Raw genomic sequence first — 13,557 nt, 5'->3', positions numbered from 1 at the left:
CACTACTCGACAGTCACCGACTTCGCGAGGTTACGCGGCTGGTCCACCTCGTTCCCCCGCGCCGTCGCCAGCTCGCACGCGAACACCTGCAACGGCACGGTGGCCACGAGCGGCTGGAGCAGCGTCGGGGTGGCCGGAATGCGGATGAGGTGGTCGGCGTACGGGACCACCGCCTCGTCCCCCTCCTCGGCGATCACGATGGTCCGCGCCCCGCGCGCCCGGATCTCCTGGATGTTCGACACGATCTTGTCGTGCAGCACCGAGCGCCCGCGCGGCGACGGTACGACGACCACGACCGGCAGGTCCTGCTCGATGAGCGCGATCGGCCCGTGCTTGAGCTCGCCCGCCGCGAAGCCCTCGGCGTGCATGTACGCCAGCTCCTTGAGCTTGAGCGCACCCTCCAGCGCCACCGGGTAGCCGACGTGCCGCCCCAGGAACAGCACGGTGTTCTTGTCCGCGAGCGAGCGTGCCAGCTCCCGTACCGGCTCCATGGTCTCCAGTACGGTGTCCACCGCCGCGGCGATGTCCGACAGCTCCCGGATCACGGACCGGATCTCGTCGCCCCACTTCGTGCCCCGGACCTGGCCGAGGTAGAGGGCGACCAGGTAGCAGGCCACGAGCTGCGTCAGGAACGCCTTCGTCGAGGCGACGGCCACCTCGGGCCCGGCGTGCGTGTACAGCACGGCGTCCGACTCGCGCGGGATCGTCGAGCCGTTCGTGTTGCAGATCGCCAGTACCTTGGCGCCCTGCTCGCGGGCGTGGCGCAGCGCCATCAGGGTGTCCATCGTCTCGCCGGACTGCGAGATCGCGATCACCAGCGTCCGCTGGTCGAGGATCGGGTCGCGGTAGCGGAACTCGCTGGCCAGCTCCGTCTCGCACGGGATCCGCGTCCAGTGCTCGATGGCCAGCTTCGCGATCATGCCCGCGTGGTAGGCCGTACCGCACGCCACGATCACGACCTTGTCGACCTCGCGCAGCACCGAGTCGGGGATGCGCACCTCGTCGAGGGTGAGCAGGCCGTTCGCGTCGATCCGGCCCAGGAGGGTGTCGGCGACGGCCTTCGGCTGCTCGGCGATCTCCTTGAGCATGAAGTAGTCGTAGCCCCCCTTCTCGGCCGCGGAGGCGTCCCAGTCCACGTGGTACGCCCGCACGTCCGCGGCCGTGCCGTCGAAGTTGGTCACGGTGACGCCGCCCTGGCGGAGCTCGACGACCTGGTCCTGGCCCAGCTCGATCGCGGACCGGGTGTGGGCGATGAAGGCGGCCACGTCGGAGGCGAGGAAGTTCTCGCCCTCCCCGACGCCGACCACGAGCGGGGAGTTGCGGCGCGCACCGACCACCACGTCCGGCTGGTCCGCGTGCACGGCGACCAGTGTGAAGGCCCCGTCGAGCCGCCGGCACACCTGCCGCATCGCCTCCGCCAGGTCCCCGCCGGCACCCTCGAACCGCTCGGCCAGCAGGTGCGCCACGACCTCGGTGTCCGTCTCGGACTCCAGCCGGTGCCCGCGCTCGGCGAGCTCGGCCCGCAGCGCGGCGAAGTTCTCGATGATCCCGTTGTGCACGACGGCCACGCGCCCCGAATTGTCGAGGTGCGGGTGGGCGTTGACGTCGGTGGGCCCTCCATGGGTGGCCCACCGGGTGTGTCCGAGCCCCGTGGAACCGGCCGGCAGCGGGTGCCCGACCAGCTCCTTCTCCAGATTGACCAGCTTGCCGGCCTTCTTGACGGCGGCGAGTTCCCCGTCGGCGAGCACGGCGACACCCGCCGAGTCGTAGCCGCGGTACTCCAGCCGCTTGAGCCCGGCAATGACCACATCGAGCGCCGACTGCGCTCCCACGTAACCCACGATTCCGCACATAAGCCGCAGGGTACGCCGTAGTTGGCCGTCTGCCCGGTACCTGAACCGGACGAAAAACCCCGCCCCGGCGAATGTGCCGGGGCGGGGCCGTCGCGCGTTCTGCCGAAGGGTCAGCCGAGCTTCTTCAGCTGCGCGGCGACGACCGCGGTCGGCTGCTCGGCCGCGCCGCCCAGGCTGATCGCGGAGAAGGTGGCGAGGGTGTTGCCCTTGCGCACGACCACCAGCTGGGTCGTGAACGGCTCGCCGTCGGCGTCGCCCACGACGGTGTAGGCCAGGGCCTCGTCACCGCCGGCCACGGGCGCCGCCGGGGTCACCTTGCTGATCTTGCCGGACTCGCCCCCCTGGTTGGCCGTGTAGCCGCCGGCGCACGGCGCGGACGCGCTCTTGAGCTGCCCGAAGGCCTCGGCCGCACCCTTCCCCTCGTACGACTGCAGGGTGACGGAGGTGGCGGTCGCCTTGAGGGCGTCCATCGCGGCCTTCAGCTTCTCCTCGGGGCTGGCGTCCGCGGCCGGCTCCTTGCCCTTGGCCACGACGGCGATCCGCGCGATGCCGGAGGCGGTACCGATGGCCGCCGTGGACTGGGCCTTGACCAGCGGCAGGCACTCGGGCTTGTCGCTCGTGGAGGCCTCGCCCCCCTTGGCGTCCTCCGCCGAGATGGGCTTGAGGACGTGGTCCGTCAGGTCGGCCTGGGAGACCAGCAGGGGCGTGAGCTCCGCGTCGGTCTTGCCCTTGGCGGCCGGTGCGGAGGCGGACGAGGAAGCCGGTCCGGACGGCTTCGCGTCGGCCTTGTCGGAACCGCCGCACGCGGTGACGAGCAGCACCAGGGACGCGGCGGAGGCAGACAGGACGGTACGGCGGAGCAGCGCGTTGCGCACGATGGTTCCCCCCACGGGACAAATCGGAAAAAGGCAGCCCGCCGGGGCGCCCCGGTTCCGGGATCGGCGTCTTGAGCTGCGGTGATCCACACCGTACGGGGTCCCTGTGACAGCGCCCCACCGATTAACCGCTCGCTTCGCTCATCGTGATGCCGAAGAGACCGCAAGGCCCTCCAATCGAGACCGCCCCCCGCACAACCCCACCCACCCCAGGCCATAAGACCCCGCTCCACGTGACCGACCACACCACCCACACCGGCCCGCGACCCGTGACAATGGCCGTGTGATCTCTTCGCCGCCACGAAGCACGCCGGACCGCGCAACGGAGCGCCCCGACGGATCGGACCAGCCGACGCAGCCCGAGCAGCCCCGGCAGCCCGAGCCCGCCGCGCAGCCCGAGCACGCCGCGCACCCCACGCGCCGCCGGGGCCACGAGGCCTCCCCCTACGTCGACCTGACCAGAGCCGAGTGGAGCGCCCTGCGCGAGCGCACCCCGCTCCCACTGACGGCCGACGAGGTCGAGCGGCTGCGGGGACTGGGCGACGTCATCGACCTCGACGAGGTCCGCGACGTCTACCTGCCGCTCTCCCGCCTGCTGAACCTGTACGTCGGCGCGACCAGCAACCTGCGCGGCACCCTCAACACCTTCCTCGGCGACGCCGGCAACGGCCACGGCGCCCAGACGGGCACCCCCTTCGTCATAGGGGTCGCGGGCTCGGTCGCCGTGGGCAAGTCCACCGTGGCCCGTCTCCTCCAGGCGCTCCTGGCCCGCTGGCCGGAGCACCCGCGCGTGGAGCTGGTCACCACCGACGGCTTCCTCTACCCGATGAAGGAGCTGGAGCGGCGCGGCCTGACCGCCCGCAAGGGCTTCCCCGAGTCCTACGACCGCCGCGCGCTGACCCGTTTCGTCGCCGACATCAAGGCGGGCAAGGACGAGGTCACGGCGCCGGTCTACTCGCACCTGATCTACGACATCGTCCCCGACGAGCGGCTCGTCGTGCGCCGTCCCGACATCCTGATCGTCGAGGGGCTCAACGTCCTGCAGCCCGCCCTGCCCGGCAAGGACGGCCGCACCCGGGTCGGCCTCGCCGACTACTTCGACTTCAGCGTGTACGTGGACGCCCGCCCCGAGGACATCGAGCGCTGGTACCTCAACCGGTTCCGCAAGCTGCGCGCGACGGCGTTCCAGAACCCCTTCTCCTACTTCCGCAAGTACACCCAGGTCTCCGAGGAGGAGGCCCTGGAGTACGCGCAGACGATGTGGCGGACCATCAACAAGCCCAACCTGCTGGAGAACGTGGCCCCCACCCGCGGCCGCGCCACCCTCGTCGTCCGCAAGGGACCCGACCACAAGGTGCAGAAGCTGAGCCTGCGCAAGCTCTGAGCGCCACGGGAAGCACCACGGGAAGCGCCACGGGAAACCAGGGCCCGCCGGAGGCTAGGGTGCGGCCATGCTGCATCTACGGATGATCATTCCGTCGGACCGGACCGACGCCGTGGTCCGGATCGTCGAGGGGACGGTCGGCACCACCCATCTGGCCGTGCTGCCCGGAGCCGCCCGCATCCCGGCGGGCGACATCGTGCTGTGCGACGTGGCGCGCGAGGCGGGCGACGAGCTCCTGAACGAGCTCCGCGCGCTCGGCATCGACAAGGACGGCTCGATCGCGGTCGAGAACATCGACCTCTCCCTCTCGGACCGCGCCGACCGGGCCGAGGAGGAGGCCCCGGGCGAGGCGGCCGACGCCGTGCTGTGGGAGCAGTTGAGCGAGGCGACCCACGAGGAGTCCACCCTCACCATCACCTACTGCGCCTTCATGATCATCGCGACGATGATCGCCGCCTGCGGCGTGGTCCTCGACAACGCCATCCTGATCGTGGGCGCGATGGCGGTCGGCCCGGAGTTCGGCCCGCTCGCCGGCGTCTGCACCGGCCTGGTGCAGCGCACCCCCCGGCTGGCCGCCCGCTCGCTGGTCGCCCTGCTGGTGGGCTTCGCCGTCGCGATGGTCGCGACCACCGTCTTCACCCTGGTCATGGACGCGCTCGGGCTGTTCCACCACGGCATGCTGGACAAGCCCCGGCCCAACACCAGTTTCATCTGGCAGCCGGACCTGTTCTCCTTCGTCGTGGCGGTGCTCGCCGGCGCGGCCGGGGTGCTCTCCCTGACCTCGGCGAAGTCCGGCGCGCTGGTCGGCGTCGCGATCTCGGTGACCACGGTCCCGGCGGCCGCCAACGCGGCCGTGGCCCTCGGCTACGGCGAGTTCGCCCAGATGTGGGGCTCGGCGGAGCAGCTCCTGCTGAACCTCTTCGGCATCATGCTGGCCGGCGTCCTGACCCTGCTCTGCCAAAAGCTCCTGTGGCGCACCCAGCGGGGCCACTGGCGGCGCCGGACCCCGGCCAAGGCCTGAGAGCCCCCGCCCCACCTCATGACGGCGGCCCCGCGCTACGGAGCTTCGTAGCGCGGGGCCGCCGTCATGACGCTCGGGCCGGCTCTAGCCGAGCACCGACTTCACCACGTCCGCGAGGCGCCCGGCGACCGAGCGGGCCTGCTCGATGTCGGCGGCCTCCACCATCACCCGTACGAGGGGCTCCGTGCCCGACGAACGCAGCAGTACGCGCCCGGTCGTGCCCAGCTCCCGCTCCGCCTCGGCGACGGCCGCGGCCAGCTCGCCCGAGGTGGTGACCCGCGACTTGTCCACGTCGGGGACGTTGACCAGCACCTGCGGCAGCCGCGTCATGATCCCGGTCAGCTCGGCCATGGACTTGCCGGTGGCCGCGATCCGGGCCGCCAGCATCAGGCCGGTCAGGGTGCCGTCGCCGGTGGTGGCGTGGTCGAGGATGATCACGTGGCCGGACTGCTCGCCGCCCAGCGCGTACCCGTGCTCCTTCATCGACTCCAGGACGTACCGGTCGCCGACGCCCGTCTGCACGACGTTGATGCCCTCGGACTCCATGGCCAGCTTGAAGCCCAGGTTCGACATCACGGTGGCGACGACGGTGTCCTCGCGCAGGTGCCCGGCCTCGCGCATCGCCAGCGCGAGCACCGCGAGGATCTGGTCCCCGTCGACCTCCTCGCCGTTCGCGTCCACGGCGAGGCAGCGGTCGGCGTCCCCGTCGTGCGCGATGCCGAGGTCGGCCCCGTGCTCGACGACGGCCTGCTTCAGCAGACCGAGGTGGGTGGAGCCGCAGCCGTCGTTGATGTTGAGCCCGTCGGGCTCGGCACCGATGGTGACGATCTCCGCGCCGGCCCGGGTGAAGGCCTCGGGCGAGACGTAGGCGGCCGCGCCGTGCGCCTCGTCCAGGACGACCTTGAGGCCGTCGAGACGGTTGGGCAGCACACCCATGAGGTGGGCGACGTACCTGTCGAAGCCCTCGGTGTAGTCGGAGACGCGGCCGACACCGGCGCCCGTCGGCCGGTCCCAGGGAGCACCCGTGCGGTGGTCGTCGTAGACCGACTCGATCCGGTCCTCCAGCTCGTCGGCGAGCTTGTGACCGCCGCGCGCGAAGAACTTGATGCCGTTGTCGGGCATGGCGTTGTGGCTGGCCGAGAGCATGACACCGAGGTCGGCGCCCAGCGCACCGGTGAGATACGCCACCGCCGGGGTGGGCAGCACACCGACGCGCAGGACGTCCACGCCCGCGCTCGCGAGGCCCGCGACGACTGCGGCCTCCAGGAACTCGCCCGAGGCCCGGGGGTCACGGCCCACCACGGCCGTGGCCCGATGGCCCTCGAAGGTGCCCGCCTCGGCCAGTACGTGCGCGGCCGCCACGGAGAGGCCGAGCGCGAGCTCGGCCGTCAGATCCGCGTTGGCGACGCCTCGTACACCGTCCGTCCCGAAGAGTCGTCCCACTGTTGTCCTCCCGAGTTCACACTTCGCTGTGAGCAGTTGTGCCAATTATTTGCCGCTTTTGGCGGTAAACGAACCGCCCCGGCAGCACAGAGAGTGCTGCCGGGGCGGATTCGTGCTGAACAGCGGGCGTGATTAACGCTTGCTGTACTGCGGAGCCTTACGGGCCTTCTTGAGACCGGCCTTCTTGCGCTCGACCGCACGGTCGTCGCGGGAGAGGAAGCCGGCCTTCTTCAGCGCCGGGCGGTTGTTGTCCACGTCCGCCTCGTTCAGCGCACGGGCCACACCGAGGCGCAGGGCGCCGGCCTGGCCGGACACGCCGCCACCCGAGATGCGGGCGATGACGTCGTAGCGGTTGTCGAGCTCGAGCAGCTTGAACGGCTCGTTGACTTCCTGCTGGTGCACCTTGTTGGGGAAGTAGTCCTCAAGGGTGCGACCGTTGATCTTCCACTTGCCGGTGCCCGGAACGATCCGGACGCGGGCGATGGCGTTCTTGCGACGGCCCAGGCCGGCGGCCGGCTGGGGGTCACCGAAGCGACCGGCAAGGGACTCGGACGTGTAGTCACCCTCGACTACGTCCGCGGTCTCGGTGGTGTACTCCTCGACGTTGCCCTCGAACTCTTCGACGGGGGTCGTCTCGGCGGTGGTCTCGGCCACGATGCTCCTCAGAAGTTTCTTGTCTTAGGGGGTGTGGTGGCCGGAACTACTGCGCGACCTGGGTGATCTCGAACGGCACCGGCTGCTGAGCAGCGTGGGGGTGCACATCGCCCGAGTAGACCTTCAGCTTCGAGAGCATCTGACGGCCCAGGGTGTTCTTGGGGATCATGCCCTTGATGGCCTTCTCGACGGCCTTCTCCGGGTTGTTCGCCAGGAGGTCGTCGTAGCGCACCGAACGCAGACCGCCCGGGAAGCCAGAGTGGCGGTACGCCATCTTCTGGGTCGCCTTGTTGCCGGACAGGTGAACCTTGTCGGCGTTGATGATGATGACGAAGTCGCCCATGTCCATGTGGGGGGCGTAAGTCGGCTTGTGCTTACCCCGCAGGAGGGTAGCGGCCTGGGTCGCCAGACGGCCGAGGACAACGTCCTGGGCGTCAATGACGTGCCACTGGCGCGAGATGTCGCCGGGCTTGGGGCTGAACGTACGCACGCGTATGCCTTCGCTTCTTCAGTGGTGGGTCATCCCATAGGGCGCTAGCCCCGAGGGAAGGGTCCTGACAGGGTCACCACGGACGATCACGACAGCCCTCGTTCGCAGCTGGGACGGAGCCCGCGCGAACTGCTTGAACTGCTTGTCATCGGTCCGGTGGACCGGCGCAAGGCCCTTTCACGTGAGAATGAGAAAGCCAATACGCATAACAAACAAGCAGAGTACCCAGAAGGACCCGTACGGGTCAAAACGCGGTCCGCGAAGCCGTTTGAGCTGGCGACGCGGCGCACTCCGGTTCGGTCCTGGGTGGGGACCCCGCAGTTGTTACGGGCTCCAGAGTAACCCGTCCGGAGCGCAGTGCGCGACGAGCGAGCAGTCCGGCGAGCGAGCACAGGGTCACCATGTCCCTGAATGCCCGCCTCTTGGCCTCGAACTCCGAGGGCCACGGGATGCCCGCCGTCTGCGGCACCAGCGCCACCCAGAACCAGGGCGAGCGCGGCATCGAGCCCTCCCGCACCCCCGACGCCAGCAGCAGCGGGAGCACCACGATCAGGTAATGGTCGAAGGAGGGCCGCGACACCAGGAATGCGGCGAGCATCACCATGCAGGCGGTCTCCACCAGCCTCAGCTCACCGGCGTCACCGTCCGCCTCGACCGGCCGCTTCCACCGCCGCCAGGTCGCCCACAGTCCGCAGCCGGCCCCCGCGAAGGCCAGCAGCACCGCCACCGGCTCGGGCACCCCCAGCCGCGGCAGCGCGGCGATCGGCGAGGCGTCCCAGGGCAGCGCGTAGGAATCCTGGCCCTGGAGCAGGAAGGGCAGGGTCTTGGTGAAGAACAGCATCGGGTGCGGCATCATCAGCGCCCCCGCCAGCGAGAGCCCCACCGGCACCCCCACCGCGAGCGCGAGGCCCCGCCACTGCCGGGCCAGGAGGAAGAGCAGCCCGACCGGCACCAGCATCGGCTTGCAGGCGATGGCGAGCCCCACCACCAGCCCGGCCGCGGCCCAGTGCTTGCGGTGCGCCAGCAGCAGCGCCACCGGCAGGGCGGCGGCGGAGATGGCCGTCCAGTTCGCGATCAGCACGAGGTTGATGTACGGCTTGTACGCCAGCGCGAACAGCGCGAAACCGCCGACCGCCAGCCGCGAGCGCACCGGTACCGAGAACAGCCGCAGCGAGGCCCACCAACCGAGGCCGACGAGCCCGGTCATCCCCAGCGGCAGCACGCAGCGCAGCAGCGGCGCCGGCAGCAGGGCCTCGGGAATCGCCATGATCACGGCGCTGGGCAGGTAGAGGAACCGCTTGTCCTCGTACGGGGAGACCCCCGCGAGCAGGGCGTCGGCCGCCTTGACCACGAAGGCGTTGTCCGAGCCCCAGTTGACCCGCAGGCTCGCCGCGACCGCCACGGACAGCAGGATCACCAGGCCCACGAACCGCCAGGACCGCGGGGCCGGCCGCAGCAGCCAGGCCACCCCCCGGTCCCAGGAGGACGGGCTGTCCCATTTCATGACCCAGACACTCGGCCGCAGCCCCACTACGAAGTCCCCTCGACCCAAGCCGGGGGTGGTCTCCCCCTAGCGCTTCCGCTCGACCCTACGTTCGTCCCAGACGGGCTCCGTAGTCTCCCGCACAACACCGTCTGAACCGAAGACCAGGTAACGGTCAAATGTGCGCGCGAACCACCGGTCGTGCGTGACGCACAGCACAGTGCCGTCGTACGCCTCCAGCCCGTCCTGCAGCGCTTCCGCCGATTCCAGGTCCAGGTTGTCCGTCGGCTCGTCGAGGAGCAGCGCCGTCGTGCCGGCCAGTTCCAGCAGCAGGATCTGGAAACGTGCCTGCTGACCGCCCGAGAGCCGCTCGAAGGGCTGCTCGCCCTGGCGCTCCAGCTCGTAGCGGCGCAGTGCGCCCATCGCCTGGCCGAGCGGCTTCGCCGCCTCCGTCCACAGGATGTCGACGAGGGTACGGCCGAACAGCTCGGGGTGGGCGTGGGTCTGCGCGAAGTGGCCGGGGACCACCCGGGCGCCGAGCTTCCACGTACCCGTGTGCTTGACGTCCTCCCCCGCCATCAGGCGCAGGAAGTGGGACTTGCCCGAGCCGTTCGAGCCGAGGACCGCGACCCGCTCCCCGTAGAAGACCTCCAGCGAGAAGGGCTTCATCAGCCCGGTGAGCTCCAGGTTCTCCACCGTGAGCGCGCGCACGCCCGTACGCCCGCCCTTGAGCCGCATCTTGATGTCCTGCTCGCGCGGCGGCTCGGGCGGCGGACCGGCCTCCTCGAACTTCTTGAAGCGGGTCTGCATCGCGTGGTACCGCGAGGCCATGTCCGGGCTGATCGCGGCCTGGCCGCGCAGGCGCAGCACCAGGGCCTTCAGCCGGGCGTGCTCCTCGTCCCAGCGCCGCTTGAGCTCCTCGAAGCGCGCGAAGCGCTCCTTGCGGGCGGCGTGGAACGTGCCGAAGCCCTCGCCGTGCACCCAGACGTCGGAGCCGTTCGGGCTCGCCTCCAGGCTGATGATCTTCTCGGCGGCCTGGGTCAGCAGCTCCCGGTCGTGGCTGACGAAGAGCACCGTCTTGCGGGTGGCCGCCAGCTGCTCCTCCAGCCACCGCTTGCCCGGGACGTCCAGGTAGTTGTCCGGCTCGTCGAGCAGCAGCACCTCGTCCGGACCGCGCAGCAGCGCCTCCAGGACCAGCCTCTTCTGCTCACCGCCCGAGAGCGTGCGCACCTCGCGGAACTGCGCCGAGTCGTACGGGATCGCCAGCGCGGCCATGGTGCAGACGTCCCACAGCGTCTCCGCCTCGTACCCCTGCACGTCGGCCCAGTCGCTCAGCGCCTGCGCGTAGGCCATCTGGGCGGGCTCGTCGTCCACCGTGAGGATCAGCTGCTCGGCGCGGTCCACGGCCTTGGCGGCCTCCCGGATCCGCGGCTGGGCCACCGAGACCAGGAGGTCCCGTACGGTCGTCTCGTCGCGGACCGAGCCCACGAACTGCGACATCACGCCCAGCCCGCCGCTCACGGTGACCCCTCCGCCGTGCGGCTGCAGCTCGCCGGAGATCATCTTCAGCAGAGTGGTCTTGCCGGCCCCGTTCGCCCCCACCAGGGCGACGACCGACCCCTCCCCCACCCGGAAGGAGACGTCGGGGAGCAGGACCCGCCCGTCGGGAAGGTAGTACTCCAGGTGGCTGGCTTCGAGATGTCCCATGCGGGGCATTGTCCAGGTCCGGCCCCGATCCGCCCAAACGGATTAGGCGCGCACTAGCAGCAGCCGGCTCCGGGCAGCGTCCGCAGGTTCCGCGCTTCCTTGCTGCGGGCGGCCAGCAGCTCGTCGGCGGGGTAGCCGACCTCCTCCAGCGTCAGCCCGTGCGGCTTGACCACGTGCACCGAGGAGTCCCGTACGGCCGCGGCCAGCACCTTCCCGGGCCAGTCGGTCGGCCGGTGGCCGTCGCCCACGTGCAGCAGGGCGCCCACCAGCGAGCGGACCATGTTGTGGCAGAAGGCGTCGGCGCGGACGGTGGCGGTGATGATCCCCTCCGCGTCCCGCTCCCAGCTGAGCTGCTGGAGGGTGCGGATGGTCGTGGCCCCCTCGCGCTTCTTGCAGTACGCGGCGAAGTCGTGCTCGCCGACCAGGGCGGCGGCGGCCCCGTTCATGGCGTCCACGTCGAGCGGCCACTGGTACCAGAGCACGTGCCCGCGGCCCAGCGGGTCCACGCCGGCCTGGTGGTCGCCCACGCGGTAGGCGTAGCGGCGCCAGATCGCGGAGAACCGCGCGTTGAAGCCGGCGGGGGCCTCGGCGGCCCGCCACACCCGTACGTCGTGCGGCAGCCGCCCGGCGAGGCGGCGCAGCAGCTTGTCCTGGTGCTCGGCCCACACCTCGTCCCGTACGTCGAACTGCGCGACCTGCCCGCGCGCGTGCACGCCCGCGTCGGTCCGGCCGGCCACGGTCAGCTCCACCGGGTCGGGCAGCCGCATCACGGTCTGCAGGGCCGACTCCAGCTCCCCCTGGACGGTCCGCAGTACGCGCTGCTTCGCCCAGCCGGAGAAGTCCTTGCCGTCGTAGCTCAGGTCCAGCCTGACCCGGACGTGTCCGGGCTCCACCTCGTCACTCACGTGACAGATCCTCTCAGCAACGTCTTTCCCACCCATGCAGAACGGGCCCGCCCCGGTGAGGGGCGGGCCCGTTCAGAGCCATTCAGCGTGATCCCGGAAGGGATCAGGCCTCCTTGGTCTCCTCGGCGGCGGGAGCCTCAGCGGCCTCCGCCTCCTTCACGGCGCGCTTGGTGGCGGCCTCGGCCTCACCAGTGGCCTGCTGGGCGACCGTAAGGGCCTCGACCAGCTCGATCACGGCCATCGGGGCGTTGTCGCCACGACGGTTGCCGATCTTGGTGATGCGCGTGTAACCACCGGGGCGGTTTTCGTAGCGCGGGGCGATCTCGGTGAACAGCGTGTGCACGATGCTCTTGTCCGTGATCGTCTGCAGCACCAGGCGACGGTTGTGGATGTCGCCCTTCTTGGCCTTGGTCACCAGACGCTCGGCGTAGGGACGCAGGCGACGGGCCTTGGCCTCGGTGGTGGTGATGCGGCCGTGCTCGAAGAGCGCCTTCGCGAGGTTCGCGAGGAGGTGCTTCTCGTGCGCGGCGCTGCCGCCCAGACGGGCACCCTTTGCGGGACGCGGCATGGTCTTACTCCTTCATATCTGCACCGGCCGTGTCAGGTACCGGTGTCAGTTCCCCCGAGGCGGACGCCGCGGGAAAGTCTTCGCACTACTGGTGGTGCTCGGTGGTGCTTAGTACTGCTCGGTCTCGACGAAACCGGCGTCCGCGTCGTCGTCGGCGCCGAAGGCGTCGGCGGCGGCGGTCGGGTCGAATCCGGGCGGGCTGTCCTTGAGGGCCAGGCCCATGCCGGCCAGCTTCGCCTTGACCTCGTCGATCGACTTCGCACCGAAGTTGCGGATGTCGAGCAGGTCCGCCTCGGAGCGGGCGACGAGCTCACCCACGGAGTGGATGCCCTCGCGCTTGAGGCAGTTGTACGACCGAACGGTGAGCTCGAGCTCCTCGATCGGCAGGGCGAGATCAGCGGCCAGGGCCGCGTCCGTCGGCGAGGGGCCCATGTCGATGCCCTCGGCGTCGATGTTGAGCTCGCGGGCCAGACCGAACAGCTCGACCAGGGTCTTACCGGCGGACGCCATGGCGTCGCGCGGGCGCATGGCCTGCTTGGTCTCGACGTCGACGATCAGCTTGTCGAAGTCGGTGCGCTGCTCGACTCGGGTCGCCTCGACCTTGTAGGTGACCTTGAGGACCGGGCTGTAGATGGAGTCGATCGGGATGCGACCGATCTCCTGGCCCAGCTGCTTGTTCTGGACGGCGGAGACGTAGCCGCGACCGCGCTCGACGGTCAGCTCCATCTCCAGCTTGCCCTTGCCGTTGAGCGTGGCGAGGACCAGGTCCGGGTTGTGCACCTCGACACCGGCCGGGGGCGCGATGTCGGCAGCGGTGACCAGGCCGGGACCCTGCTTGCGCAGGTACATCACGACCGGCTCGTCGTGCTCCGAGGAGACGACCAGCTGCTTGATGTTGAGGATGATGTCGGTGACGTCTTCCTTGACACCCGGCACGGTGGTGAACTCGTGCAGGACGCCGTCCACGCGGATGCTGGTGACAGCGGCACCCGGGATCGAGGACAGGAGCGTGCGGCGCAGCGAGTTGCCGAGGGTGTAGCCGAAGCCCGGCTCGAGCGGCTCGATCACGAACCGCGAGCGGTACTCGTCTACGACCTCTTCGGTCAGCGAGGGGCGCTGAGCGATAAGCATGTGGATTCCTTCATTCGTGGACGCCCACTATTTGACGCCCGAC

General features: G+C 70.2%; 12 protein-coding genes. 2 read left to right on the top strand and 10 right to left on the bottom strand.

Going from position 1 to position 13,557, the window contains the following annotated elements:
- Positions 1 to 2: 2 nt before the first annotated feature.
- Together glmS and OG435_RS27525 are read right to left on the bottom strand one after the other, a co-directional pair.
- Positions 3 to 1,853: a glutamine--fructose-6-phosphate transaminase (isomerizing) gene (glmS, locus tag OG435_RS27530; RefSeq protein WP_266880628.1), complete on the bottom strand. Its 1,851-nt coding sequence runs from the start codon at positions 1,851 to 1,853 to the stop codon at positions 3 to 5.
- Between the two features lie 110 nt (positions 1,854 to 1,963).
- Positions 1,964 to 2,743, bottom strand: coding sequence for a hypothetical protein (locus OG435_RS27525; protein WP_266880627.1), 780 nt, complete (start codon positions 2,741 to 2,743; stop codon positions 1,964 to 1,966).
- A gap of 268 nt (positions 2,744 to 3,011) precedes the next feature.
- Here OG435_RS27525 and coaA point away from each other — a divergent pair, with 268 nt between their 5' ends.
- Entirely contained in the window at positions 3,012 to 4,112 is a 1,101-nt protein-coding gene (gene coaA / locus OG435_RS27520; RefSeq protein WP_266880626.1) for a type I pantothenate kinase, read from the top strand.
- 67 nt (positions 4,113 to 4,179) lie between these two features.
- The gene (locus OG435_RS27515; RefSeq protein WP_266880625.1) at positions 4,180 to 5,133 is read left to right on the top strand and encodes a DUF389 domain-containing protein; all 954 of its coding nucleotides are present in this window, start codon (positions 4,180 to 4,182) and stop codon (positions 5,131 to 5,133) included.
- Positions 5,134 to 5,217: 84 nt separating this feature from the next.
- On the opposite strand, the gene glmM is transcribed toward OG435_RS27515, so the two are convergent.
- The 8 genes from glmM to OG435_RS27475 form a co-directional block, all read right to left on the bottom strand.
- Positions 5,218 to 6,576 carry a phosphoglucosamine mutase gene (glmM, locus tag OG435_RS27510; protein ID WP_266880624.1) on the bottom strand — a complete coding sequence of 453 codons (1,359 nt, stop codon included), beginning with the start codon at positions 6,574 to 6,576 and terminating at the stop codon, positions 5,218 to 5,220.
- Positions 6,577 to 6,708: 132 nt separating this feature from the next.
- Positions 6,709 to 7,230 carry a 30S ribosomal protein S9 gene (gene rpsI / locus OG435_RS27505; protein ID WP_243333386.1) on the bottom strand — a complete coding sequence of 174 codons (522 nt, stop codon included), beginning with the start codon at positions 7,228 to 7,230 and terminating at the stop codon, positions 6,709 to 6,711.
- Positions 7,231 to 7,276: 46 nt separating this feature from the next.
- The gene (gene rplM, locus OG435_RS27500) at positions 7,277 to 7,720 is read right to left on the bottom strand and encodes a 50S ribosomal protein L13 (protein ID WP_112447734.1); all 444 of its coding nucleotides are present in this window, start codon (positions 7,718 to 7,720) and stop codon (positions 7,277 to 7,279) included.
- Positions 7,721 to 7,964: 244 nt separating this feature from the next.
- The gene (locus tag OG435_RS27495; protein ID WP_266880623.1) at positions 7,965 to 9,224 is read right to left on the bottom strand and encodes a glycosyltransferase family 87 protein; all 1,260 of its coding nucleotides are present in this window, start codon (positions 9,222 to 9,224) and stop codon (positions 7,965 to 7,967) included.
- 66 nt (positions 9,225 to 9,290) lie between these two features.
- On the bottom strand, positions 9,291 to 10,910 hold the full coding sequence (locus tag OG435_RS27490; protein ID WP_430625693.1) for an ABC-F family ATP-binding cassette domain-containing protein: 1,620 nt from the start codon (positions 10,908 to 10,910) through the stop codon (positions 9,291 to 9,293).
- Between the two features lie 53 nt (positions 10,911 to 10,963).
- Positions 10,964 to 11,815 carry a tRNA pseudouridine(38-40) synthase TruA gene (gene truA / locus OG435_RS27485; RefSeq protein ID WP_266880621.1) on the bottom strand — a complete coding sequence of 284 codons (852 nt, stop codon included), beginning with the start codon at positions 11,813 to 11,815 and terminating at the stop codon, positions 10,964 to 10,966.
- A gap of 103 nt (positions 11,816 to 11,918) precedes the next feature.
- A complete protein-coding gene (rplQ, locus tag OG435_RS27480) occupies positions 11,919 to 12,383 on the bottom strand; it encodes a 50S ribosomal protein L17 (protein WP_215023458.1) in 465 nt (154 codons plus the stop codon).
- Between the two features lie 108 nt (positions 12,384 to 12,491).
- Positions 12,492 to 13,514, bottom strand: coding sequence for a DNA-directed RNA polymerase subunit alpha (locus OG435_RS27475; RefSeq protein WP_008739666.1), 1,023 nt, complete (start codon positions 13,512 to 13,514; stop codon positions 12,492 to 12,494).
- Positions 13,515 to 13,557 lie beyond the last annotated feature (43 nt).

Source organism: Streptomyces sp. NBC_01264 (assembly GCF_026340675.1).
Taxonomy (GTDB): Bacteria; Actinomycetota; Actinomycetes; order Streptomycetales; family Streptomycetaceae; genus Streptomyces.
The sequence above is the reverse complement of the archived record's forward strand: the minus strand, read 5'-3'. Positions and strand labels throughout refer to the sequence as shown.

Excerpts from the sequence above, each read along its gene's own strand:
- rplQ (WP_215023458.1), bottom strand. The coding sequence starts at position 12,383 with ATGCCGCGTCCCGCAAAGGGTGCCCGTCTGGGCGGCAGCGCCGCGCAC.
- OG435_RS27515 (WP_266880625.1), top strand. The coding sequence starts at position 4,180 with ATGCTGCATCTACGGATGATCATTCCGTCGGACCGGACCGACGCCGTG.
- glmS (WP_266880628.1), bottom strand. The coding sequence starts at position 1,853 with ATGTGCGGAATCGTGGGTTACGTGGGAGCGCAGTCGGCGCTCGATGTG.
- OG435_RS27490 (WP_430625693.1), bottom strand. The coding sequence starts at position 10,910 with ATGGGACATCTCGAAGCCAGCCACCTGGAGTACTACCTTCCCGACGGG.
- OG435_RS27495 (WP_266880623.1), bottom strand. The coding sequence starts at position 9,224 with ATGAAATGGGACAGCCCGTCCTCCTGGGACCGGGGGGTGGCCTGGCTG.
- OG435_RS27475 (WP_008739666.1), bottom strand. The coding sequence starts at position 13,514 with ATGCTTATCGCTCAGCGCCCCTCGCTGACCGAAGAGGTCGTAGACGAG.